21 protein-coding genes and 1 tRNA gene are annotated in these 23,069 nt (G+C 66.3%); 12 read left to right on the top strand and 10 right to left on the bottom strand.

Annotated features, from left to right (window positions below):
- Positions 1–179: 179 nt before the first annotated feature.
- The 4 genes from GON06_RS18355 to GON06_RS18340 form a co-directional block, all read right to left on the bottom strand.
- Complete coding sequence (locus GON06_RS18355; protein WP_157313741.1) at positions 180–932, bottom strand: hypothetical protein; 753 nt, start codon at positions 930–932, stop codon at positions 180–182.
- A 303-nt stretch (positions 933–1,235) separates the two neighbouring features.
- Entirely contained in the window at positions 1,236–2,960 is a 1,725-nt protein-coding gene (locus GON06_RS18350) for a hypothetical protein (RefSeq protein WP_157313740.1), read from the bottom strand.
- Between the two features lie 271 nt (positions 2,961–3,231).
- Positions 3,232–5,181 carry a hypothetical protein gene (locus GON06_RS18345; protein ID WP_157313739.1) on the bottom strand — a complete coding sequence of 650 codons (1,950 nt, stop codon included), beginning with the start codon at positions 5,179–5,181 and terminating at the stop codon, positions 3,232–3,234.
- Positions 5,178–6,035: a Shedu anti-phage system protein SduA domain-containing protein gene (locus GON06_RS18340; RefSeq protein WP_157313738.1), complete on the bottom strand. Its 858-nt coding sequence runs from the start codon at positions 6,033–6,035 to the stop codon at positions 5,178–5,180. Before GON06_RS18340 ends, GON06_RS18345 begins: the two co-directional genes overlap by 4 nt.
- A 791-nt stretch (positions 6,036–6,826) precedes the next feature.
- Between GON06_RS18340 and GON06_RS18335 the strand changes: the two genes are divergently transcribed.
- The 3 genes from GON06_RS18335 to GON06_RS18325 all read left to right on the top strand — a co-directional run bounded on the left by GON06_RS18335 (position 6,827) and on the right by GON06_RS18325 (position 9,653).
- Positions 6,827–8,014 carry a hypothetical protein gene (locus tag GON06_RS18335; protein WP_157313737.1) on the top strand — a complete coding sequence of 396 codons (1,188 nt, stop codon included), beginning with the start codon at positions 6,827–6,829 and terminating at the stop codon, positions 8,012–8,014.
- A 247-nt stretch (positions 8,015–8,261) separates the two neighbouring features.
- On the top strand, positions 8,262–8,579 hold the full coding sequence (locus tag GON06_RS18330; protein ID WP_157313736.1) for a helix-turn-helix domain-containing protein: 318 nt from the start codon (positions 8,262–8,264) through the stop codon (positions 8,577–8,579).
- 330 nt (positions 8,580–8,909) lie between these two features.
- Positions 8,910–9,653, top strand: coding sequence for a DUF5677 domain-containing protein (locus tag GON06_RS18325; RefSeq protein ID WP_157313735.1), 744 nt, complete (start codon positions 8,910–8,912; stop codon positions 9,651–9,653).
- Between the two features lie 170 nt (positions 9,654–9,823).
- Here GON06_RS18325 and GON06_RS18320 read toward each other — a convergent pair.
- Positions 9,824–9,907, bottom strand: a tRNA-Leu gene (locus tag GON06_RS18320).
- 232 nt (positions 9,908–10,139) lie between these two features.
- Between GON06_RS18320 and GON06_RS18315 the strand changes: the two genes are divergently transcribed.
- The 7 genes from GON06_RS18315 (at position 10,140) to pknB (ending at position 19,058) form a co-directional block, all read left to right on the top strand.
- Complete coding sequence (locus GON06_RS18315) at positions 10,140–10,844, top strand: DUF3662 and FHA domain-containing protein (protein WP_332837714.1); 705 nt, start codon at positions 10,140–10,142, stop codon at positions 10,842–10,844.
- A 109-nt stretch (positions 10,845–10,953) separates the two neighbouring features.
- The gene (locus GON06_RS18310) at positions 10,954–11,451 is read left to right on the top strand and encodes an FHA domain-containing protein FhaB/FipA (protein ID WP_157313734.1); all 498 of its coding nucleotides are present in this window, start codon (positions 10,954–10,956) and stop codon (positions 11,449–11,451) included.
- Between the two features lie 8 nt (positions 11,452–11,459).
- The gene (locus GON06_RS18305) at positions 11,460–12,746 is read left to right on the top strand and encodes a PP2C family protein-serine/threonine phosphatase (RefSeq protein ID WP_157313733.1); all 1,287 of its coding nucleotides are present in this window, start codon (positions 11,460–11,462) and stop codon (positions 12,744–12,746) included.
- Positions 12,743–14,125 carry an FtsW/RodA/SpoVE family cell cycle protein gene (locus GON06_RS18300; RefSeq protein WP_157313732.1) on the top strand — a complete coding sequence of 461 codons (1,383 nt, stop codon included), beginning with the start codon at positions 12,743–12,745 and terminating at the stop codon, positions 14,123–14,125. The genes GON06_RS18305 and GON06_RS18300 overlap by 4 nt, the downstream gene beginning before the upstream one ends.
- Complete coding sequence (locus GON06_RS18295) at positions 14,122–15,579, top strand: penicillin-binding transpeptidase domain-containing protein (protein WP_157313731.1); 1,458 nt, start codon at positions 14,122–14,124, stop codon at positions 15,577–15,579. The genes GON06_RS18300 and GON06_RS18295 overlap by 4 nt, the downstream gene beginning before the upstream one ends.
- Positions 15,576–17,303 (top strand): serine/threonine-protein kinase, encoded by a 1,728-nt coding sequence (locus tag GON06_RS18290; protein ID WP_157313730.1) that lies wholly within the window; start codon positions 15,576–15,578, stop codon positions 17,301–17,303. The genes GON06_RS18295 and GON06_RS18290 overlap by 4 nt, the downstream gene beginning before the upstream one ends.
- A gap of 66 nt (positions 17,304–17,369) precedes the next feature.
- Positions 17,370–19,058 carry a Stk1 family PASTA domain-containing Ser/Thr kinase gene (gene pknB, locus GON06_RS18285; protein ID WP_332837713.1) on the top strand — a complete coding sequence of 563 codons (1,689 nt, stop codon included), beginning with the start codon at positions 17,370–17,372 and terminating at the stop codon, positions 19,056–19,058.
- Here the strand turns inward: pknB and GON06_RS18280 are convergent.
- From GON06_RS18280 to GON06_RS18275, 3 genes are read right to left on the bottom strand one after another with little or no spacing between them, the layout of a single operon-like run.
- The gene (locus GON06_RS18280) at positions 19,018–19,644 is read right to left on the bottom strand and encodes an anthranilate synthase component II (protein WP_157313729.1); all 627 of its coding nucleotides are present in this window, start codon (positions 19,642–19,644) and stop codon (positions 19,018–19,020) included. The genes pknB and GON06_RS18280 overlap by 41 nt on opposite strands.
- On the bottom strand, positions 19,641–19,796 hold the full coding sequence (locus tag GON06_RS18580; RefSeq protein WP_198346766.1) for a hypothetical protein: 156 nt from the start codon (positions 19,794–19,796) through the stop codon (positions 19,641–19,643). The genes GON06_RS18280 and GON06_RS18580 overlap by 4 nt, the downstream gene beginning before the upstream one ends.
- The gene (locus GON06_RS18275) at positions 19,796–20,569 is read right to left on the bottom strand and encodes a class E sortase (RefSeq protein ID WP_157313728.1); all 774 of its coding nucleotides are present in this window, start codon (positions 20,567–20,569) and stop codon (positions 19,796–19,798) included. Before GON06_RS18275 ends, GON06_RS18580 begins: the two co-directional genes overlap by 1 nt.
- A 58-nt stretch (positions 20,570–20,627) precedes the next feature.
- Here GON06_RS18275 and GON06_RS18270 point away from each other — a divergent pair, with 58 nt between their 5' ends.
- Entirely contained in the window at positions 20,628–20,867 is a 240-nt protein-coding gene (locus GON06_RS18270; protein WP_157313727.1) for a cell division protein CrgA, read from the top strand.
- A gap of 127 nt (positions 20,868–20,994) precedes the next feature.
- Here GON06_RS18270 and GON06_RS18265 read toward each other — a convergent pair whose 3' ends face one another.
- Both GON06_RS18265 and GON06_RS18260 read right to left on the bottom strand, forming a co-directional pair.
- Complete coding sequence (locus GON06_RS18265; protein WP_157313726.1) at positions 20,995–21,879, bottom strand: rhomboid family intramembrane serine protease; 885 nt, start codon at positions 21,877–21,879, stop codon at positions 20,995–20,997.
- A gap of 19 nt (positions 21,880–21,898) precedes the next feature.
- Positions 21,899–22,456 (bottom strand): peptidylprolyl isomerase, encoded by a 558-nt coding sequence (locus tag GON06_RS18260; RefSeq protein ID WP_157313725.1) that lies wholly within the window; start codon positions 22,454–22,456, stop codon positions 21,899–21,901.
- Positions 22,457–22,562: 106 nt separating this feature from the next.
- Between GON06_RS18260 and GON06_RS18255 the strand changes: the two genes are divergently transcribed.
- Positions 22,563–23,057, top strand: coding sequence for a DNA helicase (locus GON06_RS18255; RefSeq protein WP_332837712.1), 495 nt, complete (start codon positions 22,563–22,565; stop codon positions 23,055–23,057).
- The last annotated feature ends 12 nt before the right edge of the window (positions 23,058–23,069 follow it).

Below are 23,069 nucleotides of genomic sequence, written 5' to 3'. Positions count from 1 at the left end.
CTCGACGCCTACCCGGCCAACACCACGCTCAGGCCGCTACACGCTCAACTGCGAAGAGCCGCCAATACGCTTCCCTCCTGGGCGTCAGCGCGAGCAGCGTTGCAACTTCAGGATTGACTTCGGCAACGTGTTGGGAATCCTTCCGAGTTCGCCGAAAGCCTGAGCGAGGCCCGCTTTGACTAGATAGAACGTGCCTCGGTTAGGGCTGTGATGGCGGCAGAATCACTATCAGTGAGCCACTCGAAGACATCGCTCTCGGCAGGGGCGATCAGTTCGTCGATGTAGCGGCGGAGCCCCTCCGCCGCGCGCTCCGCGGTTCCCAGCGCTTCTCTCTCTTGCCGCTCAACCTCATCGTGAGTCCTATACAAGTCCGGATCAGGCGCCCACTTATAGTGCGTGAACTGATTGCGCAGATTTGCGACGGCACGGATGTCGCGGGCCAGCTCTTCGGGCATCGGTTCACCGAAGAGGAGTACCCACATGACGCCGGTCTTGTCATAGATCGATTTCTTCATGATCTCGATGGCTTCGGGTTTCGTCAGCGAGCACCGGATGCCGCCGTCCCTAACCGCCCAGTTCAGAAGATGCTCAAGATACAGACCGTAGAAGACGAAGGCATACTCGACCTTGCCGTCCGCGGCGAACTTGCGCGCATCCTCCAAGATGGAGGCAGAGTAGTCAGTCGCCGCTTCGAGCGACAGTTCTCCTGTGTCCCGGAGGTCAACGAATTCCTGCCAGGCGAGCGTCCGCAACTCGTCCAATGAGATGGTTGCCGCATCGACGGCGCCGCGGAGAATCATATTCCGAGCAATGCCACGGAGAAGCCCCTCGATGAAGATCCGTTGAACTTCGCGCCCTTCTGGCGTTGCGAGTTGCTCCCGAACCTTGGCTTCTTGTTCGGCGGTCACCGAATAGGGGCGCGTGGCATACACCCTGGCGCCTCCGGGAGCAGATTTGGCTGAATCACGTGACACGGGACCAGTCTCGCACTTGGGCAACTCAGCCATTTGAACTTCGGCGGAGGCGTCGGGCGAGTCATGCCTCGGGCAGCTCGTCTGCTGACGGCTCTCCAATAGCGGCGGGGCACTCGGCAAAACCCCCAAGACCTCAGCACTCAACGTGCCGCTCCGACTCTGCGCGACCCGCGCCCTAGCTCAGGACCACGCACAAAAGCGACACCACCGTCCGATTCTTCGACCAACAGCTCGACACTCAATCCCTGATGTGAGGAGAGCTCAGGAGAACCAGGAACTGATAGCGTCCGACGCCATCAGGATGAGGTCTCGAGCGGTAGGGCTGGTCGCCCAGAGCGTCGCGAGCGCGACCCCGAGGGAGGCGATGGAAATCCATACGGCTACGCGTTGCACGCGCCGGGAGTCCAGCGAAGCCCCGATGGATGCGACGGTGTTGAGGACTTCGCGGTAGTCCGTATCGAAGGCCACGAGTTCCCGTGCGAGCTTCTTCTGGGTTTTTCGCTCGTTCTTGTTGAGATCAATCGGCGGGGAGTGCTGCGTCCCACTTTCAATCTCCCGTTGCCGCAAGGACGGAGCCCGTTCCATGTAGAACTGCGGTTCGTTGAACCGCCACCCGCGCCCGTTGTACTCCTTGATGTCTTCCTCGAGCGTGGCCAGGTCCAGGCTGGTCGTCAAGGTGCGTTCGCGGAGGCGTTTGAGGTTTCGGCTCGAGGTTCCGCCGTGGAGTTTGCGGGCGTTGTCGTGCGCGACGGATGCGTTCTCCCGCAGGAGCCTGAGCAGAGCGGTGAGTCCGGTGCGGGCCATGAAGTCCGTGGTGTCGGCTCCGACACTGTGCGCTGCGCCCTGAACGTTCTTGTCGCTGCCGATGGCGAGCCCGGCCGCCACAGCGCTGTTGCCCCATAGCGTCCACACGTTCGCGGTGATGTCTTCCGCCCAACTCCGGCTATCGGCGGGTTCGAACAGCAGCCCGGGAAGATCGGGGCTGACCGTGCGGTATCCCGTCATCGCGTCGACGCCGATCCCGCGGACGGCGTCGTTCTCGCGGCGCGCGGGAATGAAGCCGTCTGCGAGCGGGTCCGCGACGTCGAAGAACACCAGGTCGAACAGTGGCTGGGGCTTCCCGGAGCGTGCGAACGTGCCAGGAAGAGCTCCGGTCATCCATTTCCGCATCGACTGATGGGTGCGGGTGCGCTCGCGCTGCATACGGTGGTGGAGGACCGCACTGGGCCCTTGGGCAACCGCCAGGTGCCCGGGCCGGCGAATGAGCGCCGCCTGGTGGTCGGCGTGCAGCACGTCATTCAGCCTGTCAGAATGAGACTCATCCAGCCAGAAGCTGACGACGACCGCGGTGAGCCCCTTGCCGATGGGCACGCCGTAGATGTTGGCGGCTGTCACGCCCGGTGGGAGCGTCGCACGGTGCGTAGTGAGGGCACTGAAGCCCGTGGATTCCCCAGAGTGCAGGTGCGCGATCCGCCAGCCGACCTGTCCACCCCCGGCGCGTGATGACGCGAGCACCTCCTCGCCGGCGTGGTCTCTCGACAGTTGAGGGGCGCTCCATCCGGCACGTCGGATGGAGTCGTACAGGCGGTGAACGCCGCTTGCGGTGAAGTACTCCACCACCCACACCGCTGGAAGGGCGATCTTCTCGTCGTCGGGAAGGTGGATCCGCCACCAGTCCCGATGCCCCTTCTGCCGTCGGAACTCCTTCGCATAATGCGTCTGCTCCAGGAAGCTCTCGGAACGGCGGAGGGCTTCTTGCCACCGTACAGGAAGCCTCGAGGCGGCCTTCGAGTAGTGGAGCCTGTTGAGAATGACATACGGCAGGTCGTACCAGCGGAACCACCTCCCGAGTGGGCGCAGATACTCGTACCCTGAGCGTTCCTCCTCGGCCGGGCTTGTTGCGGGCGCGGGCTCGTTGGCGTCCTGCGCCGGGAGGGGATCCGGTGGGCCCTCGGCTCGTTGTACGCGGCGTTGCGGGGTGCTCACCGCTTCAACGTATCGGAGTCACAGCGTGTGCCCGGATTGAAGGGCGGCAAGAGTGCACACAACACCATGCGACGGCCGGCGGCGGTGAGCAACTGACGACGGCAACTGGGCGGTCACGAGGGAGGATGGATGAAACCGTCCCCGGCCCTTCCATGATCCCGGGGACGGTTTCGCCTCGTCCTAGAAGCGTCGCTTCTTCTGAAGGTATTCATTTCACGGAATGTGCACCGGCACCCTGAAACCGGAAACGCGGTGTGGGCTGGCCTTGGGGCTAGCCGGGGCTGGATGCCTTCAGGGCGAAGTCGTCGTTTATCTTGATGACCAGCGCGAGGGTGAGCTTGAGGGCGGAAATGTAAGCGTCGAAATGAGCCTGCGGGCCGTCGGCATCTGCCTGTGTTCCGTGCAGGTACTTGTTGCGGATCTCCGGCCCGTTGAAGAACTCGGCCTTGTTGAGGTGGAAGTTGAAGTAGCCGGCCTCCGCGGCGGTGAGCAGAGTCGCGCTCCGGCGAAGCCAACCACGCTCGACCATCTCGTCAGCCAGCGAGCGCGACGCTGCCGGCAGGTGGCAGTAGCTCGCGGCCTCCCTCGCCCACAAAGAGCTGAGGATGAGGAGCTGGGGAATGCTCGCGACGCGGACGTGTTCATCTTCGCGCTGGAGGATTCCGAGACCAATGAGATGGTCGAGCGTTCCCCGGTGCACATCCAGGAAATCGCTGTAGGCAACTGTGTGGCGCAGGAGCACTTGAGTCAGCGTGTCCTCGTGCAGCTCTTCCCGGAGATAACCCATCAGAGACTGGTCGGAGAACAGGGCGTGGAGTATCTGCTGAATCTCCGGTGCGTCCGTCGCGTAGAGGTACTTTCCGTCATTGAGTGTGGGGATGTGCTTGTACCGCACGGTGTCTGAGGTGATGGTGAGCAGCTCTCTGTCGATCTCGCCGTCCGCCACGAAGAGATCGAACTGGCGCACAACGCTCTCCATCTCCGACAGGAGGTTCCGGGTCTTCTCCAAGTACCCGGACTCCTTGTTTGAGGGGGAGAACGTGAACCCGTCCGCGCCGAACTCGACGGGCAGGTACTCCTGGAAGAACCAGGCGATGACGGATTCGAGGTCGATGCCCTTGTCGCGGAGGAAATCCAGGGTCAGTTGTGTCTGGACCGTGGAGCTCATGTCGCGGATCCTGTAGGCCGCACCCATGTGATAGTCGGTGCGCCCGACGGAAGTGAAGAGCCCCTCGAGAGTACCGAGCTCTGCCTTGTACGAGGGGAGGGTGAGCAGGACGTTCTCGTCGGCGAATTCGAACAGGTGCTGGAAGTGATTGAGCACGCTCGCGGGATCTGTGGTCTGCTCCAGCCATTCGCGGCTATATGAGAGGTGTATGACCATCCCATCGAGCGTGGACAGAGCAGGTCCTTCCTGGCCGCCGACGATGCTCACTTCGACGCCCGTCCGGATGCCCTCGTTGTTCTCGAAGAATGCCTTGGTGTCGCGGGCCTTGCGGCGCTTTGCGTCCAGTTTCAGTTTGGCGTCGACCCCGGTGTCTTTCGTGATCGGTGCTGCTTCGATGAGCGCCACGTAGTTCCCGTTCGCCTCAGGCGCCTGAAGGTAGCGGCTCATCAGATCCCTGGCATCCGCGGGGGTGAGAGAGGAGGGGATATAGAGGTGCCGGCGCCGGTCTCTCCCGAAATGATGCTCGATGAGGAGCTCTGCGTTCCGTGGGTCCTCGATCATGAGCTCACGTACTTGAGGGTCGTATGCGGACACCAGCTTCTTGTTCTCAATCAGCTCACCCACCCGGAACCCCTGGGCCAGGAGCAGCGGGAGCATCTGCGCTGCTCCGCACCGTTCGAACGCCCGATTGTTGCCGAGCAAGGTGAGGACATCACTGCGGTACTGGAAGGGAACCGCCTGGATGCGTGCGTCAAGGTTAGAGCTGTTCACCTCGGTGAAGAAGCGGGCAACGGCACCCCGGATGCGGGAGCTTTTCTCGTTGAGCTCCGCCATTTCTTCGTCAGTGAGGGTCCGGGGCACAAAACCCGCCTGGACGAACTGGTGCGCGTGGTGGAGCTCGATGAGGTCCGTAACATTCCCGGGCGGGGATGACCCGTCGAAGGCGCGCACGATTGCGGCCGCTTCGCCCGCCTGCCAGCCCGAGGACAGATCATGCTGCCCGAAATACTGCAGGCGATGCTCGGGCTCGTGAGCCTCCCTCGTGCCGGTCACTCGCGTCCCATCTCTCGCATCAGAGTCCTGTTGGTGGTGCGCACGGAGCGCTCCACGTTTGCCCAATGCTGCCAGCGAGATGCGATGTACGCCTTACGTTCATCCGTCATCATCACCGACCGGGCAAGTGCCTCACGCGGGTCCCCCAGCGCAAGCGCTTCATCTCCCGATCCCGGCGTCGTCTGATACATGGGGGAGAACGCGAACGGCCGCACGGCGCTCGGCCCGATGGTCGCCGTGATTGAACTGGAATGGTCATGGCGCGGTGTCAGCGAATCGAAGGTCATGAACTGCTCATGCTCACCCCGCTGAGTGTCCCGCTTCAGTAGCAGCGCGTCGGGGTCCCTGTATCCCCCTCCCACCTCGAACTCGCTCCGACGACCGAAGATGAGCACGAAGTGCGGCTCAAGCGGGCGGGACGTGTACTTGTCGCCGAGGAAGAGGAACCGCTCACGGAACGCACTGGCGTTGTTGCCCTCCTTGAACCACGCACGCCACTCGTTCAGTTGGTCGTGCGCGGCGGTGAAATGTGCAGACGGGCGACCGTCCTTGTTGAACCATCGCTTACCCGGCTTTTCGATCTCGATGAGGATCGGGGTGATCAGCGCCGATGAACGAGTGACCCACATGAAATCGGGCTCGAAGTTCTTCCCCCGCCCGTTCAGCCGCGGCTGCGCAAAGACCACACCCCCATCGGACCCGTGGTGCCCGCCCGGGCCCACGTCGCCGCTTCCGCCGGGGATCATGGCCGGGTGCAGCTCCAGGAAGCTCTGGACTGCTGCCTCTTCGGGATCGCTGTCCAGCAGCTTGTCCCAGTCGGCGAGCACAGCCGACTTGTAATCGTCCCATGCCATGGGCAGAGGGCGACCGGGGTCTTGATCCGCAGCGGCTCGAACGTACCGATCCTCACCGAAAGCAGGTGTTGTCATTCACAGAGAGTATCCACCACAGCGTGCCTCGCCGTCGCTGCTCCCAGGACCGCTGAGCGAACTTCCCCGCCCTGAATGGAAATCAAATGCCGTTCACCGATATGTTGAGCGCCGACAGCTGGACTGAAATGCGTCCCCTTCCGTTCGCCGGCCGTGTTGGCGCGATTCGATAGTTCAACTTCGATGGCGTCAATGGGTTGAGCCCTCTGAATCAGGGCTGGCCCATGTTCTCGCTTGTCAGCGGGTCGGTGCTCGTCTGGCGGCTCCCACGCATGGCAGAGCCTGCATGGCGTCATGCTCTGCGCGCTGGTCACTCTTGCTGTGGCGCTCGCGCGGTGCTACTTGTTGGCCACGATCAAGAGCGGGATCGTTAGGTTCCCCGCAAATGTGCCCACAGTCTTTGCCCGCATGAACTTCGGCCCGCTGGCGATGGCCGTGTGCCGGCCTTGGGGCGGAAGGCGAACTGCGGAATCTCCCGACGGTCGCAATGAATGCTCAGTCGGCGACGGCCGTCGCCGCCGCTCGTTCCGCGGCAGACATCACGACCCACCCGCCAAGCACCCCCGACACCCCCCCACCCGTCCGGACCTGAGCTCAGCGATGATGATTGTCGTCGCGATGATGATTGATGATCATCATCGCGACAGCCAGAGCACGGGCACGAGTGGTGTGGCGTCGCCACGCTCTCACGCAATTCGGGATGGAAAGCTGGTCGCATGCGAGACTCCAGGCCGCCGGTGTTCGACGTGCGCGAGCGCACGAACACTGCCCCGGCGACGCACGAGGAGTCCTCGTTCCCCTTCCTCAACAGGGTCGCCGGCGAGTTCTGGGAGCACCCGCGCCGCTTGATTCAGGACTGGTGCGACCGCCTCGCCGATGACGAAGACTATGCGGACGTCCGCGGGCGCCTGCGTTCCGGAGACGCACACGAGTACAGCAGCGTCATGCTTGAGCTGTACATCCACGAGCTACTTCGACGCACCGGCCACCAGATCACCGTGCATCCCAAGCTTGCACACACTTCGCGCCGGCCCGATTTCTACGCCGAAAAGAACGGCACGGGCTTCTACGTAGAAGCGGTCGTGCCTGGCGCAAGCAAGCAGACGCTGTCCGGGCGGGCCCGGGAGAACAGGTTCCTGGACGTCATCAACCGCCTCGAAGACCTGAACTTCACCCTCTCGTTGAACTCGCTCGCAGTCGGTGCATCCAACCCACCCGCATCTAAGCTCCGCGGCGCACTCCACGCGTGGCTCAGATCACTGGACCCTGATGCTGTCACCGACTGGGCGACGGCTCCGGCGTTCCGGTGGGAGAACGGCGACTGGGCCGCAGAGTTCTCCGCGCTCCCGAGGAAGGCGAAACCTCGGGGCCAGGCTCGCTCTCACCACCGAGCCATCGGCGTCTATGCTCACCAGCCGGCGCAGTGGGTCGACGACGCGGTTATCATCGAGCGCGCCCTGAAATCGAAGCACGGCGAGTACGGCGCGCTGGATAAGCCGTTCGTGATCGCTGTCGGACTCTACGTACACGACCCGGACCTGTGGCACAGCACGAACGCGTTCTACGGGCACGAACGGATTCAGTGGAACGACGGTGAGGAAGCGAGCGGGTTCCGCGGGTTGGACGGCTACTTCGGTGCGCCGCCAGCTTGGCGACACACGAACGTGTCCGCAGTGCTCCTGGTCAATCAGCTGCAGCCATATCATCTGCACCACACCCAGGCGACACTGTGGCGGCATCCCGGCGCCGCGCTCCCGGCGCCACCTCTGGACGGCCCGATAGACACCATGACGATGACCGACAACCGGCTGGACGCCACGGCAGCCACCACGCCGGCGCTCGAGTTCTTCGGCCTGCCCACGCCCTGGCCGCCGGGGGTTCCCTGGCCGAAGACTCGGGAGTAATGCCGTCGCTTCCGCGATGCAACATCCGAAGTGCGAGTCGATGCTGACGAGGCCGGGAGATATTTCCGCGCGCACTGGGCATGAAGGTGCACTGCGCATGAAGTAGGTATGACCAGCTCACATCTGCTCCGCCCCGCCGTGAGGCCTCGACCCCATCGCACTGCGAGCAGGCGACTCGACGGGCGGGAGAACAGCCGGCGGGGGATCGCTCGGGCGGCTGTCGGGGACGGAACAGAAGGAGGCTCTCGTGACTGAGATTGGCGACCGCATCGCCCGCCTCCGCGCCGACATCGGGCTGACACAACACCAGACCTCCCCACTATCCGCGGAAACGTGGAGCCGCATCGAGTCGGGGGAGGTAATGCCGAATCTCGGCGAAGTGCTCGGGATCGCTGCAGCACTTGGCTGCTTCGTGTCCACCGTCTTAGGTCGCGGAGAGGCCTTGGATCGATTGCAGGCGGTGACCAACCCCGGTGCGGAAGAAGGAAGCGCAACTGTCGGCCTCGAGGAATTGAGGTTCTACCTGGAGGCGAAAGACCGGATCCGCGAGGCCGGGTTCATCTAATCAGCGCCCGCACGAAGGCAGCAGGCTCGCGATGTTGCGCGAGTTCTGCGCGTTGCTGACCGCGGTTGACGCAGGCAGCCAAGGTAACTTCCCGTCGAGATCCTGGTCCCGAGGGTCGACTAGCTAGCTTTCTGTCGCCGAGTGTCGTCAGGCTCCACGTGGACTCCGAACGTCCTGCTGAAGAGTGGATGTTTCCGCATGGAGGACGGGTCGGAACACTCCGTCCGCGATGAGTCGCGGCAGCGAACTGCGGTGACGAGCCGTGATGCAGCGGATTCGACCGCGTGTCGCGTGTGATATTGCGCTCACCGGCAGACCTAACGTTGGAATATGCGGCACGTACCAGAGTCCGCGCTTGTCGAATGGATAGAGCGCTGCGCCACCGATGCGCGTGAGGCACCGAGCGTCACGGTCAGTGCTGCCCATCACGACGAGTATCTGCTGCTCCATGGACTGATCGTCCGCACGTTCCGCTACAGCAACGCTTATCTGACCCTCGTCAAAGCCGGAATGGAAGGCGAAGCCGTGCCGCTCGCGCGAGCAGCCTTGGAGCACGCTGTCACCCTGCAATGGGTGTTCGTCGTCGATGGCGGGGTTACGAGGTATAGGAACACCGTCGCTCACGACCGCGTCGACCATTTCCGCAGTCTCGCGGAATGGCTCGACAATGACGAGCTCCGCGAAGCGCTGTGCCAACTCGACCCGATTCCAAAGGGCAAGCAGCTGGGCAAGTTCACGGACATGATGCGTGACCTCGACGACAAGAAATTCCTCCAGATGAGTTACCGCATCCTCTCTCAACACGTGCACGTGACGCACAGTGCGGTGACCGCGTTCCTCACTGAGGGCGAAGAAGGCGAACTCCACATCCTGTACGAGCAGGAGTATGCCTACCGAAGCCAGGCAACTTATGTGTGCGCCATCGCGTGCATGATGGCCCGCTGGGTCCTCGCCCGGCTGACGAACGATGAAGAACTGCTCATTGAGCTTGATCAACTGTCTGACGAGCTGCAGCTACCCATGAACCTCACGGACAACGTCAAGCCTCCGTTGACGCGCCGGACGGGGATCTGACCAGGTAGAGAGAGCATCGTCAGTGCGGCACCGCTGCAACACGCGTTCCCGCCTGCCAGCATCTAGAAAAACCCAGGTCAATAGGAGAAAACGAAACCGGCCCGGTTTCCTAAATGGAACCGGGCCGGTTTCGTAATCGGATCTGTCTAGTTTCCTAAACACACCATCTGTGCGCGAGGGGGGACTTGAACCCCCACGCCCTTGCAGGCACTGGCACCTGAAGCCAGCGCGTCTACCTATTCCGCCACTCGCGCATGTCGGTCCGTGACGAACCAACCGCACAAGCCTAACATGCGATTTCGGCGTCGATGAACACGGCAGCATCCCCGGCATCCCGCGAGAAATGCCACTGCGCCCGAGAAACGGCCGCAGCGGCCCTGCCTCATACCGGGAGGCGTTTCTCGCGGCGGAGCGACGCGGCAGAGGCGTTCACTCAGCCGGGCTGGCTACGATGTCCCTACCGGTCAGCCATGCCTTAGGAGCCCAGTGGGACTACTTGACAGCTTCGAGAAGGGTCTCGAGCGCGCCGTGAACGGCGCGTTCGCGAAGACCTTCCGCAGCGGCGTCCAGCCGGTCGAGATCGCCTCGGCCCTGCGCCGCGAGGCCGACACCAAGGCCGCGGTCGTCAGCCGCGACCGCATCATCGCGCCCAACGACTACGTCGTGCACCTCGCCTCCGACGACGCCCAGCGGATGCAGGCGCTCGGCGGCGCCCTCACCGACGAGCTGCTCGCACTGATGACCTCGCACGCGACTGCGCAGGGCTACAGCTTCGCCGGCCCACTCTCCATCCATCTCGAGGCCGACGAGAAGCTCACCACCGGCACCGTGCACGTCGACTCCGGCTCCGTGCAGGGCAAGGTGTCCTGGCAGGGCGTCATCGAGGCCGGCGGACGCCGACACCCGCTCACCAAGGCGCGCACGGTCATCGGTCGCGGCAGCGACGCCGACATCACGATCTCGGATGCCGGTTCCAGCCGCAAGCACGCCGAGATCCTCTGGGACGGCGAACGCGCCCTGCTGCGCGACCTCGGCTCCACCAACGGCACCAAGATCGACGGCCAGAAGATCCGCGAGGCGGCCCTGCCGCCCGAGACGACCTTCATGATCGGACGCACCGACCTCACCTTCCGCGTGGTCCCCGTCGCCGGTCGCGACGACGCCACCCGCGCGATGGGCACGATCTCGTGAGCGCCCTTCGTCCCTTCGTCTCGCTGCGCTCGCTCAGGGCGACGCTCGCCTGTCCGCTCGCTCAGGAACCGGTCCGATTCTGTCCCTTCGCGACGACGGAGGCCGTGCGATGAGCGAACTGGTCCTCCTTCTTCTGCGCATCGCCTTCCTCGTGCTGCTGTGGTTCTTCGTCTTCGGCGTCATCTACTCGCTGCGGGCCGACCTGTTCGGCGTGCGCGTGCGCAAGCTGCCGGCCGGCGAGGCCGCGGCATCCGCCACTCCCGCTCCCGCGGCGCCGGCGAAGGGTCGCTCGACGGGACCCGCGACCACCTCCACGGCGACGAAGCTCGTCATCACCTCAGGACCGAAGGCCGGACTCGAGGTGCCGCTGGGCACCGAGCCGCTGAGCATCGGGCGCTCCAGCGAATCCGGTCTGGTCATCCGTGACGACTACACCTCCAGCCATCACGCCCGCCTCGTCCCGCGCGGCGGCACCTGGACCATCCAGGATCTGGAATCCACCAACGGCACGTATCTGAACGGCCAGCGCCTGACCGGTCCTCCCGTCCCGATCTCGATCGGCACCCCCATCAAGGTGGGAGCCACGACCTTCGAGCTGCGAGCCTGACCGCGGACATGGTCTTCGAGGGCTCGAGCGCAGCGATCTCCCACACCGGGAAGGTCCGCTCCAACAACCAGGACTCCGGATACTCCGGAGCCAACCTGTTCGTCGTCGCCGACGGCATGGGAGGCCACGCCGGCGGAGACGTCGCGTCGAGCATCGCCATCCACCGCATCCAGGGACTCGACCACGCCTACGAGTCCACCGACGACGCGCAGGCCGAGCTGCAGGCGGCGGCCACCACAGCGGCATCCGATCTGGTGCGCGCCTCCAAGGACCGCCCGGAGCTCGCGGGCCTCGGCACCACGCTCAGCGCGATCATCATGGTCGACGACTACGCCGTCATCGGCCACATCGGCGACTCGCGCATCTACCTGTTCCGCGACGACGAGCTCACCCAGATCTCCGCCGACCACACCTTCGTGCAGCGGCTGGTCGACTCCGGCCGCATCACCCCCGAAGAGGCCCGCTACCACCCGCGCCGCTCCGTGCTGATGCGCGTGCTCAGCGACATGGACATCGACCCCGAGCTGGACATGTTCGTCATGCCCACGCATCCGGGCGACCGCTGGCTGATCTGCTCGGACGGCCTCTCCGGCGTGGTCGACGAGCTGCACATCGCCAAGGCGATGCGCCTCGGCCTCGCTCCCGGCCGCACCTCCGACATCCTGCTCAAGCAGGCGCTCGACGGCGGCGCCCCCGACAACGTGACCATCGTCATGGTCGACGTCGGCGGCGCCCACCCGCTCTCGTCCGGCACGCCCACCGTCGTCGGCTCCGCCGCCAACCCGCAGGGCGTCATCGTGCCCGCCGCGCGCTCGTCGCTGACCGGATGGCTGCACCCAGTACGCCAGGCCGCGAACGAGCCCACCCACTTCGAGCCCGCCGCCGACTACCTCGAGGAGCTCATCGAGGAGGACAAGCGCCGGTCGCGCCGTCGGCGCATCGGATGGATCGCCGCGCTCGTCGCCGCACTCGCCCTGCTCGTGGGCGCGGGCTTCGTCGCCTACAACTGGACCCAGACGCGCTACTTCGTGGGCGCCGACGACGACAGCGTCGTGATCTTCCGCGGCGTGCAGCAGAGCATCGGGCCGATCAGCCTCTCCACCGAGATCCAGGACACCCAGATCCTGCTCGCCGACCTGCCGCCGTACCAGCGCTCCGCCGTCGAGCGCACGATCAACGCCCGTTCCCTGTCGGATGCCGAGGCGATCGTGAACCGCCTTCGGGTGAGCGCCGACGACGTCACCGGCGAGACCCCGACCCCCACGCCGACTCCCAGTGAGGAGCCGACACCATGACCGACGTCGCCGCAGACACCAGCGTCGTCAAGGCGCTGAAGAAGATCCGTCAGCCGCAGACCCAGCGCAACCGGGAGTTCTGGCTGCTGCTGTTCGCCTGCGCGATCTCGGGCTTCGCGCTCACCCTCGTGCAACTCGGCGCACTGGATCGCATCGATCCGATGATCCTCGTGATCGGCGGCGGCCTGGCCGTGCTGGTGTTCGCCCTGCACATCGTGCTGCGCGCCGTGGCATCCGACGCCGACCCGTTCGTGCTGCCCATCGCGACCCTGCTCACCGGGCTGGGCATCGCGATGATCTACCGCCTCGACATCGCCGAGAAGCTCATCGGCTGGGCGGCGTACTCCAACAAGCAGCTGGTGTGGACGGCGATCTCGATCGCCCTCGCGATCGCCCTGGTGATCGCGCTGCGCAACTACCGCGTGCTCTACCGGTACACCTACATCTTCGGCCTCGCCGGAATCGTGCTGCTGATCCTGCCCTTCATCCCAGGGCTCCGCATCCCGGACGCGAACGCCCAGGTCTGGGTGTCGCTGGGCGGCCTGTTCTCGTTCCAGCCGGGCGAGCTCGCCAAGATCTGCCTGGCGATCTTCTTCGCCGGCTATCTGGTGCGCACCCGCGACAGCCTCGCCTCTGTGGGCAAGAAGTTCCTCGGCATCACCTGGCCGCGCATGCGCGACCTGGGCCCGGTGATCGTGGTCTGGGCCGTCTCGCTCGGCATCATCGTCATCCAGCGCGACCTCGGCACCGGAATGCTGATCTTCGGCATGTTCATCGCCATGCTCTACGTGGCCACCGGCAAGACCAGCTGGGTGCTCATCGGGCTGGCGGGCGTCGCGATCGGCGTCTTCCTGGCCGCGCAGGTGCTGTCGTACGTGCAGGGGCGCTTCTCCGCCTGGCTGCACGCGTTCGACCCCGCGCTCATCGAGAGCCAGGGCGGCAGCTACCAGCTCGTGCAGGGCATCTTCGGACTCGCGCACGGCGGTCTGATCGGCACCGGGTGGGGACAGGGGCGCCCCGACATCACGCCGCTCGCGCACAGCGACTTCATCATCCCCAGCCTCGGCGAGGAACTCGGCATCGTCGGCCTGTTCGCCATCCTCTGCCTGTACATGGTCTTCGTCAGCCGCGGCATCCGGATCGGGCTCGCCGGCCAGGACGACTTCGGCAAGCTGCTCGCGATCGGGCTGTCGTTCACGATCGCCCTGCAGGTGTTCATCATGGTCGGCGGCGTCACCCGCGTGATCCCGCTGACCGGTCTGACCACGCCGTTCCTCGCCGCCGGCGGTTCGTCGCTGGTCGCCAACTGGCTCATCGTCGCGCTGCTGCTGCGCATCAGCGACGGCGTGCGCCGCCAGCCCCGGGTGGTGATCGGATGACCAAGGAGCTGCGCCGTCTCGCGATCGTGATGCTCGCGATGTTCCTCGCACTGTTCGTCGCGACCAGCTGGATCCAGGTGGTCGAGGCCGACACTCTCGCGCAGAACCCGGAGAACACCCGCACGCGTCTGGACAGCTACCAGATCCAGCGCGGCGCGATCATCGCCGGCGGCACGGCCATCGCCTCGTCGACGCCGGCCGATGACAAGTACCGCTACCAGCGGGTGTACAAGGATGCCCCGATGTGGGCGCCCGTGACCGGATACTTCAACCCGGCGCTCGGCTCGGCCACCGGCATCGAGAAGGCCCTGAACACCGAGCTCTCCGGCACCGGCTCCAGCGCGTTCTTCGCCGAGATCGAGCGGATCTTCTCCGGCCAGCCGCAGCAGGGGTTCAGCGTCGAGCTCAGCATCGATCCGCAGGTGCAGAAGGCCGCCTGGGACGCCATGCAGGGGCTGCAGGGCGCGGTGGTCGCGATCGAGCCGAAGACCGGGCGCATCCTCGCGATGGTGTCGACGCCCAGCTTCGATACGAACACCCTCGCGGTGCACGACGCGAACGCTGCGAACGCCGCGTACGACGCGCTCGACGAGAACCCGCAGAACCCGATGTACAACCGCGGGATCGGCGGCGACCTGAACCCGCCGGGTTCCACGTTCAAGGTCGTGGTCGCCGCGGCCGCGGTGAACGGCGGCGACTACACCATGCAGTCCACGCTGCCCAACCCGGCCCGCTACACGCTCCCCGGCACCAAGATCGTGATCTCGAACGCCTGGGGCGGCACCTGCGGCCCTGGCGCCGAGGTCACGATCGCCGAGGCGATCAGGCTCAGCTGCAACATCCCGATGGCGGAGCTCGCCGTCGAGCTCGGCGACGAGCGCATCCGCGAGACCGCGGAGGCGTTCGGCTTCAACAGCGCCTTCGAGACGCCGCTGAAGTCGACCCCGTCGAGCTACCCGAAGGGGCTCAGCGACGATCTGACTGCGCAGACCGGGTACGGTCAGGGCCCGGTCACCGCGACGCCGCTGCAGATGGCCATGGTGTCGGCGGGCCTCGGCAACGGCGGCATCGTGATGAACCCGCGGATGGTGGACGCCGTGATCGGCGACGACTTCGCCGTGCACCGCGAGTACGACGACACCGAATTCGGCCGCGCCGTCGACAAGGACACGGCCGCGGCGGTGACGGCGGCGATGGTCGCGAGCGTCAAGGACGGCGCCGCGCAGAATGCAAGAATAGACGGAGTCGATGTGGCCGGTAAGACGGGCACTGCGCAGAACGGCGAGTCCAAGCCGTACACACTGTGGTTCACGGGATTCGCCCCCGCGGAGAATCCCGAAGTAGCGGTTGCAGTCGTCGTGGAAGACGGCGGTGGTAAGGGTCAGTCCGGATCCGGCGATGCGATCGCCGCTCCGATTGCGAAGAAGGTCATAGAGGCGGTGCTGGGCAGATGAGGCCGACGCAGGGTGTGTCGTTCGGTGGTCGCTACGAGCTGCAGTCGCGTATCGCGATCGGCGGCATGGGCGAGGTGTGGGAGGCGACGGATCACGTCATCGGACGCACCGTCGCCATCAAGATCCTCAAAGACGAGTACATGGGTGATCCGGGCTTCCTCGAGCGCTTCCGCGCCGAGGCCCGCCACGCTGCGCTCGTCAACCACGAGGGCATCGCGAGCGTGTTCGACTACGGCGAGGAGAACGGCTCCGCGTACCTCGTCATGGAGCTGGTGCCCGGCGAGGCGCTCTCGACCGTGCTGGAGCGCGACGGCGAGCTGAGCGCCGACAAGACGCTCGACATCGTCGCGCAGACCGCTTCCGCGCTGCAGGCCGCGCACGCCGCCGGCCTGGTGCACCGCGACATCAAGCCGGGGAACCTGCTGATCACGCCGGACGGGCGGGTCAAGATCACCGACTTCGGCATCGCGCGCATCGCCGACCAGGTGCCGCTGACGGCCACCGGCCAGGTGATGGGCACGGTTCAGTACCTGTCGCCCGAGCAGGCCTCCGGCCACCCGGCCTCCCCGGCCACCGACATCTACTCGCTCGGCATCGTCGCGTACGAGTGCCTGGCGGGAAAGCGCCCGTTCACCGGCGAGTCGCAGGTGGCCATCGCGATGGCGCAGATCAACGAGCAGCCCCCGCCGCTGCCGGCCACCGTGCCGCAGCCGGTGCAGAACCTCGTGATGGCGATGATCGCCAAGAAGCCCGCCGACCGGCCGTCGTCCGCCGCCACCGTGGCCCGCGCGGCCCAGGCGCTGCGCCGCGGCGACCTGAACTCGGCGGCGATCGCGGTGCCCGCCATCGCGGCCGGCGTCGCGGCGGCCGGTGCCGACGACGCGACCCGCATCCTCGGTGTGGACGATTCCACCAGCATCATGCCGACCACCGCTCCGCTGCCGGCGGAGGAGGCTGCGGAAGAGGCCGAGAAGAAGAAGCGCAGCCCGTGGACGTGGCCGCTCATCGCGCTGATCGTGCTGCTGCTGCTGGTGCTGGGCGGCACGCTGTTCGCGCTGTTCAACAACCAGGACACGCCAGAGCCGACGGACTCCAGCACCAGCGCGCCGCCGCCCACGACGCCGACGACGCCGCCGCCCACGACCGAGGCTCCCACGCGCGCGGACGTCCCTGGCGGCCTGGTCGGCCTCAGCTGCGACGCCGCCACCGCCAAGGTGAAGGAGGCCGGTCTCGAGGCCAACTGCACCACCGGCAACACCCCCGCCACCTCGCAGGAGCAGGTCGGCACCGTGCAGAGCGTCAACCCCACCGGCACTGTTCCTCTGGACGCGATCATCACGCTGACGCTGTACAAGGACATGGTCGCCATCGGCCAGCCGTCTGCGCCGACGTTCTCCGGCACGCTCACCGAGGGCCAGCCCGGCACCGTCAACTGGGCGTTCAGCTGCCCCTCCGGCACCGGCGGGAACACCGCCTACGACGTGACGATCACGAACGCGACGTTCGACGACGGATCGACGAAGCGCAGCTTCGGCGGCGACGTCACTTCGGCTCCGATCACGCCGATCGCCGGTTCCGCGGGCAAGACGGTCTCGGCCACGTTCGTCGCCTACTGCGACAACCGCCCCTCCGACGCGTCTCCGGCCGGCCAGTCGAGCGCGATCCTGCCGGCGGTCGGCGACGGTCAGGGCGACGGTACCGAGGACCCGCCGCCCGCGGGTTAACCTGGATCAGTCGTCACAGAGGTCATCATCACGCAGTCAGAGATCATCGCAGAGGGGGAGCATCCCGTGTCAGGAGAGCCGCGAATCCTCGCTGATCGCTACCGCGTCGATGAGATCATCGGTCGCGGCGGCATGGCGAAGGTGTACCGCGGGTACGACCTGACCCTGGGCCGCCAGGTCGCGATCAAGATCCTGGACCCCGAGCTGGCCAGGGATGCCGCGTTCCGCACCCGGTTCCGGCTCGAAGCGCAGGCGGCGTCGCGGATGTCGCATCCGTCGATCGTGCGCGTCTTCGACGCCGGCGACCCTTCGGACGGCAACACCGCCGGCGAGCCGCCGTACATCGTCATGGAGCTCGTGCACGGCACGCTGCTCAAGGACATCATCGCCGCGGGGCCGGTGCCGCCCGAAGTCGCCGTGCGCTACACCGACGGCATCCTCGAGGCGCTGGACTACTCGCACCGTGCCGGCGTCGTGCATCGCGACATCAAGCCCGGCAACGTGATGATCACCGACTCCGGCGCGGTCAAGGTGATGGACTTCGGCATCGCGCGCGCGGTGTCCGACTCGTCGTCGACCGTCGCCGAGACCACTCAGATCATCGGCACCGCCGCGTACTTCTCCCCGGAGCAGGCGAAGGGCGAGCCGGTCGACGCCCGCACCGACCTGTACTCCACCGGCGTGGTGCTCTACGAGCTGCTCACCGGGCGCCAGCCGTTCCGCGGCGACTCCCCGGTGGCCGTCGCCTACCAGCACGTCAGCGAGACCCCGGTGCCCCCCACCGAGGTGAACGAGGCGGTGCCCGCCGGCCTCGATCCGATCGTGCTGCGCGCGATGGCGAAGGACCCGTACCAGCGGTTCCCCGATGCGGCGAGCTTCCGCAAGGCGCTCGACAGCGCCGTCACCGGACGCGCGCCGAGCAAGAAGGAGATCGGCGCGCTCACCAGTGAGCTGTACGGCCCCAACCCGCGCCAGGCGCAGGAGACGGCCCGTTCGCTGCGCCAGCTGAGCACCGACACCACGATGACCCGCACGCAGTCCGGCCCGCCGGTGGCGTGGATCTGGGCCGGCGTCGCGCTGCTCGCCGTGCTGCTGGTCTCGGTGCTGTTCTGGGTGATCAGCATGAGCATGCGTCCGCCGGAGGTGCCCAGCACCTCACGCACGGTGCCGAACCTGATCGACCAGACCACCGAGTCCGCGCAGAGCCAGCTCGAGGATCTCGACCTGTTCGCGAAGGTCGTCACGGAGCCCAGTTCCCAGGTCGAGAAGGACCACGTGTTCCGCACCGACCCTGAGGCCGGGCAGACCCTGAACGAGGGCGAGACCGTGACGATCTACGTGTCCACGGGCGCCGAGCTGGTCACCGTGCCCGTGCTGGAAGGTCTCTCGCAGGATGCCGCCCGACAGGCCATCGAGGACGCCGGGCTCGTCTTCGGCGAGGTGCGTCAGCAGAACGATGCGAAGGCGAAGGGCGGCACAGTGCTGTCGGCGAGCCAGGATGCCGACGCCCAGGTGCCGCCGAAGACGGTCGTCGACCTCGTGGTGGCGAGCGGCGTGATGACCGTGGACAACATGACGGGCTGGACTCTGGACGCCGCCACCGCGCGGCTGAAGGAGCTCGGGATGACGCCGAACCCGGTGAAGGACGACAGCTGCCCCGCGTCGACCCCGCCGACGGTGAAGTCGATGTCGGTCGCGCCGGGCGACGTGCCGATCACCACCACGGTCGACCTGAACTACTGCAGCGGCAGCTGAGCTGGAGCGAAGCCAGCCAGTTGCCCAGCAGCCGGTGACCGCTCTCGGTGAGGATGCTCTCGGGGTGGAACTGCACCCCGGCGATCGGCAGGCTCTCGTGCGCGATGCCCATCACCGTGCCGTTCGCGGTGCGCGCGGTCACGCGGATCTCGGGCGGCAGATCCGCCTCGGCGAGCGCCAGCGAGTGGTAGCGCCCGGCATCGAAGGGTGAGCGGATGCCGGTGAACAGCCCCGTCCCGTCATGCTGCACCTTCGACACCATGCCGTGCATGAGCTCGGGGGCAGCGACGATCGGGGCGCCGTAGGCGGCGCCGATCGCCTGGTGCCCGAGGCACACCCCGAGCAGCGGCATCCGCTTCTCCGCCGCGTGCCGGACGATGTCGACGGATGCTCCGGCATCCGCCGGTTCGCCCGGACCGGGGGAGATGAGGACCCCGTCGTAGGCGTCCATCAGATCGGCGAAGAAGGCGGCGTCACCGGCATCCGCCTCGATCATCGTCACCTCGGCGCCGAGTTCGCGCAGGTAGCCGATGAGGGTGTGCACGAAGCTGTCGTGGTTGTCCACGACGAGGATCCGTGCCGTCATCCGAGGTCGACCTCGCCGGGTGTGATGAACGGGCTCACCCACGGGAACACATAGAAGAACAGACCGTAGAGCACGGCGGCGAGCACGACGAGCAGGATGATCGTGCGCACCCACCAGGGTCCGGGCAACAGGCGCCACAGGGCGGCGTACATCAGCGGGCTCCTTCGGCGGACGGTGTGGCGACGTCGACCGGCGCCAGGGACGCCGGCGGGCCGTCGGCACGGGGCTGGAAGCTCTCGAAGACGCCGTAGGCCACGATGCGCTCGGCCAGCGAGTACAGCGGCGAGCAGGCGGTGAGAGTGATGTACCGCTCGCCGGTGGAGAGCTCGGGCATCTGCGGCACGTCGAGCAGCACGTCGGTCTGGGTGGGCTTGACGTACTCCAGCGTGCGGAACCTGTAGGTGTACCAGCCGTCGCGGGTCTCGACCACGATCGCGTCGTTCAGCTTCAGCTTGTCGAGCTTGTTGAAGGGCTTGCCCCAGGTGGTGCGGTGGCCGGCCAGCGCGAGATTGCCCACCTCGCCGGGCATCTTCGACTCGGTGTACAGGCCGATGCCGATCTTGTCGAGGGTGCGGGCGCGGCTGGTGCCGCCGGCCATGTTCACGTCGTAGTCGTCGCCGAAGCGCGGGATGTGCATGTTGGCGAAGATCTCGGCGTCGGCCGGATGCGGCTGCACAGGGGGAGGAACGACGACGGTGCCGTCGGGGCCCTCGGTCGGCTGCGGAGGCTCGGGGACCGGCATCCGATCCCACTCCTGCGACAGCGCGGCGCCCTTCTCGTTGTTCTGCGCGCCGATGATGATGTCGCCCACCCAGAGCTGCCAGACCACGAACAGCAGCACCAGCACGCCGGCGGTCAGCAGCAGCTCGCCGAGCACGCTCGCGAACGTCGCTCGTGAGCGACGTCGAGAGGGTGCGACGGTCATGATCGGAAGTCTAATCCGGGGCGTTATCGCGGCCAGAACGCGCAGGTAGACTGTCTCCATGGCACGTTCCCGCAATCCCGAAGAGCCCGCCGTCGAGCGCGCCGAGGGCGATGACGCCCCCAACGCCGCCTGGTTCAAGCCGGTCATGGTCGGCTTCATGCTGCTCGGCCTGGTCTGGATCCTGGTCTACTACATCTCCGGACAGGCATGGCCGATCCCGGGGCTGGGCGCCTGGAACCTGGCCATCGGCCTGGGCATCGCGCTGATCGGCTTCCTCATGACCACGCGCTGGCGCTGACCGGCATCCGCTTCTCGATACGAAGAGACCCCCTCGATGAGGGGGTCTCTTCGTATATGCGGGCTGTGGAATCACATGTGTGTAATTCTCCCCATGCTGTGCACAACCCTGTGGATAACTCTGTGGGTCAGATGAAGACGCCGGCGTTGATCAGCGCCGGCGGCACCAGAGCGACGACCAGCAGCAGGCCGACGCCGACCGCCGAGAGCAGGCCGATCTGCAGACTGCGCTGCTTCGGCCGCTTCGTGCGCGTGAAGATGAACGCCACCAGTGCGCCGACAAGCATGCCGCCCAGGTGCGCCTGCCACGAGATCCCGCCGATGAAGAGCCCGTAGACGAAGTTGATCACCAGGATCACCAGGATGCCGGTGACGTTCGCCCCGAGGTGCCGGCCGACGATGAGCAGTGCGGCCATCAGGCCGAAGATCGCGCCGGAGGCGCCGACCGTCGCCTGCCCTGGATCCAGGCAGGCCACCATCACCGAGCCGCCGAGGCCGCTGAGGATGTACAGCGTGAGATAGCGCCAGCGGCCGAGCATCGGCTCGAGGCTGCGGCCGATCATCCACAGGGCCAGCATGTTCAGGGCGAGGTGGATGAAGCCGCCGTGCACGAGCATGGCCGTGAACAGCCGCCACGGCTCGAACACACCGCTCAGCTGCGGGTAGAGGTACGGCGCGAAGAACGCCAGCGCGTTCGTGATCTGATCGCCGATCCCCGGAATCATCGCGATCAGGCTGACAAGGCTGGTCACCGCCATGATCGCGTAGGTGACGATCGGCTTGCCGCCGGCGGCCGAGGACATGCCCCACTGCCGGCGCGCTCGGCGCTGAGCGGGGGATTCGGCCTTGCGCTGGTCCTTCAGGCACTCCGGGCAGATGACGCCGACGGGAGCCTGCGTCTGGCACTCCGGGCAGATCGTGCGCAGGCAGCGCTGGCAGAGCACGAAGCTCTGCCGATCCGGATGCCGGTAGCAGAAGTTCTCACGGTTGGCCGTGAACTCGGGCGTCGACATCCGGATCGGAGGGGCGCGATCAGGCGGCGACGATGTCGACGGACTGCAGCACGACCGGCTCGATCGGGCGGTCGCCCGCGGCGGTGGGCACGGACGCGATCGCGTCGACGACGGCCTTCGAGGCGTCGTCGGCGACCTCGCCGAAGATGGTGTGCTTGCCCTGCAGCCACGGCGTCGGGTCGGTGGTGATGAAGAACTGCGAGCCGTTGGTGCCCTCGGCCTGACCGGTGATGGCGTTGCGACGCAGGCCGGCGTTCGCCATGGCGAGGATGTAGGGAGCGTTGAAGTTCAGCTCCATGTTGATCTCGTCGTTGAAGGTGTAGCCGGGACCGCCGACGCCCTGACCGAGCGGGTCGCCGCCCTGGATCATGAAGTTCGGGATGATGCGGTGGAAGATGACGTCCTTGTACAGCGGGCCCTCGCCGGGCTTGCCGGTCGCCGGGTCGGTCCACTCGCCGGTGCCGTCGGCCAGGCCGACGAAGTTCTTGACGGTGTTGGGGGCGTGGTCACCGAAGAGGTTGATGACGATGTCGCCGTGGTTGGTGTGCAGGGTTGCGACGTGCGAAGCGTGAGGCATGCCCTCCATTCTCGCAGAGGATGCTTTGAATGCGGCCGGTTCTGTGCCGTCAGGGGAATGCATCTGGCAGGATGGGGGCAACGAACTCCGATCGACGGGAGAGAACGTGAACGTCAGCCGCAAGCGCAAGAAGGAACTGCGCAAGCTTCAGGAAGACGCGGGCCGGCTCTGGGAGTCGCAGCAGGTGCTCGTCGGTCAGGCCGCCGATGTCGCTCGTGAGGCCAGCCGTCAGCTGGGCAACTTCAACCGCGAGCAGATCGTGCCCACCGTGCAGGACACCTACAACCGCAAGGTCGCGCCGGTCGTCGACCAGGGCGTGCGCTACGGCAAGCACGTCGTCGACGACAAGGTCGTTCCGATCGTTGGCGGTGTCGTGGGCACCGCGCTGTCGGCCTGGGATGTCGCCAACGCCAAGCGTCAGGGTGCCGTGCGCCACACCGTCGTCGTCCCGGAGAAGAGCGGACTCGGCCTCGGTCGCGTCATCGCCATCATCCTGGGCGTCGCCGCAGCGGTCGGCGTGATCGCCGCCGCCTGGCAGGCGCTGCGCGCCGACGACGAGCTCTGGGTCGCGGACGACCCGCTGTCGCCGCCGAACGCGTGACCACGCCTTCGG

The organism is Microbacterium sp. MAH-37 (genome assembly GCF_009758255.1).
Classification (GTDB): Bacteria; Actinomycetota; Actinomycetes; order Actinomycetales; family Microbacteriaceae; genus Microbacterium.
The sequence above is the reverse complement of the archived record's forward strand: the minus strand, read 5'-3'. Positions and strand labels throughout refer to the sequence as shown.

Coding starts and splice junctions, on each gene's coding strand:
- GON06_RS18325 (WP_157313735.1), top strand. CDS start 8,910: ATGCGGCACGTACCAGAGTCCGCGCTTGTCGAATGGATAGAGCGCTGC.
- GON06_RS18310 (WP_157313734.1), top strand. CDS start 10,954: ATGAGCGAACTGGTCCTCCTTCTTCTGCGCATCGCCTTCCTCGTGCTG.
- GON06_RS18300 (WP_157313732.1), top strand. CDS start 12,743: ATGACCGACGTCGCCGCAGACACCAGCGTCGTCAAGGCGCTGAAGAAG.
- GON06_RS18290 (WP_157313730.1), top strand. CDS start 15,576: ATGAGGCCGACGCAGGGTGTGTCGTTCGGTGGTCGCTACGAGCTGCAG.
- GON06_RS18340 (WP_157313738.1), bottom strand. CDS start 6,035: ATGGCATGGGACGATTACAAGTCGGCTGTGCTCGCCGACTGGGACAAG.
- GON06_RS18260 (WP_157313725.1), bottom strand. CDS start 22,456: ATGCCTCACGCTTCGCACGTCGCAACCCTGCACACCAACCACGGCGAC.
- GON06_RS18580 (WP_198346766.1), bottom strand. CDS start 19,796: ATGTACGCCGCCCTGTGGCGCCTGTTGCCCGGACCCTGGTGGGTGCGC.
- GON06_RS18275 (WP_157313728.1), bottom strand. CDS start 20,569: ATGACCGTCGCACCCTCTCGACGTCGCTCACGAGCGACGTTCGCGAGC.
- GON06_RS18265 (WP_157313726.1), bottom strand. CDS start 21,879: ATGTCGACGCCCGAGTTCACGGCCAACCGTGAGAACTTCTGCTACCGG.
- GON06_RS18280 (WP_157313729.1), bottom strand. CDS start 19,644: ATGACGGCACGGATCCTCGTCGTGGACAACCACGACAGCTTCGTGCAC.
- GON06_RS18295 (WP_157313731.1), top strand. CDS start 14,122: ATGACCAAGGAGCTGCGCCGTCTCGCGATCGTGATGCTCGCGATGTTC.
- GON06_RS18305 (WP_157313733.1), top strand. CDS start 11,460: ATGGTCTTCGAGGGCTCGAGCGCAGCGATCTCCCACACCGGGAAGGTC.
- GON06_RS18270 (WP_157313727.1), top strand. CDS start 20,628: ATGGCACGTTCCCGCAATCCCGAAGAGCCCGCCGTCGAGCGCGCCGAG.
- GON06_RS18335 (WP_157313737.1), top strand. CDS start 6,827: ATGCGAGACTCCAGGCCGCCGGTGTTCGACGTGCGCGAGCGCACGAAC.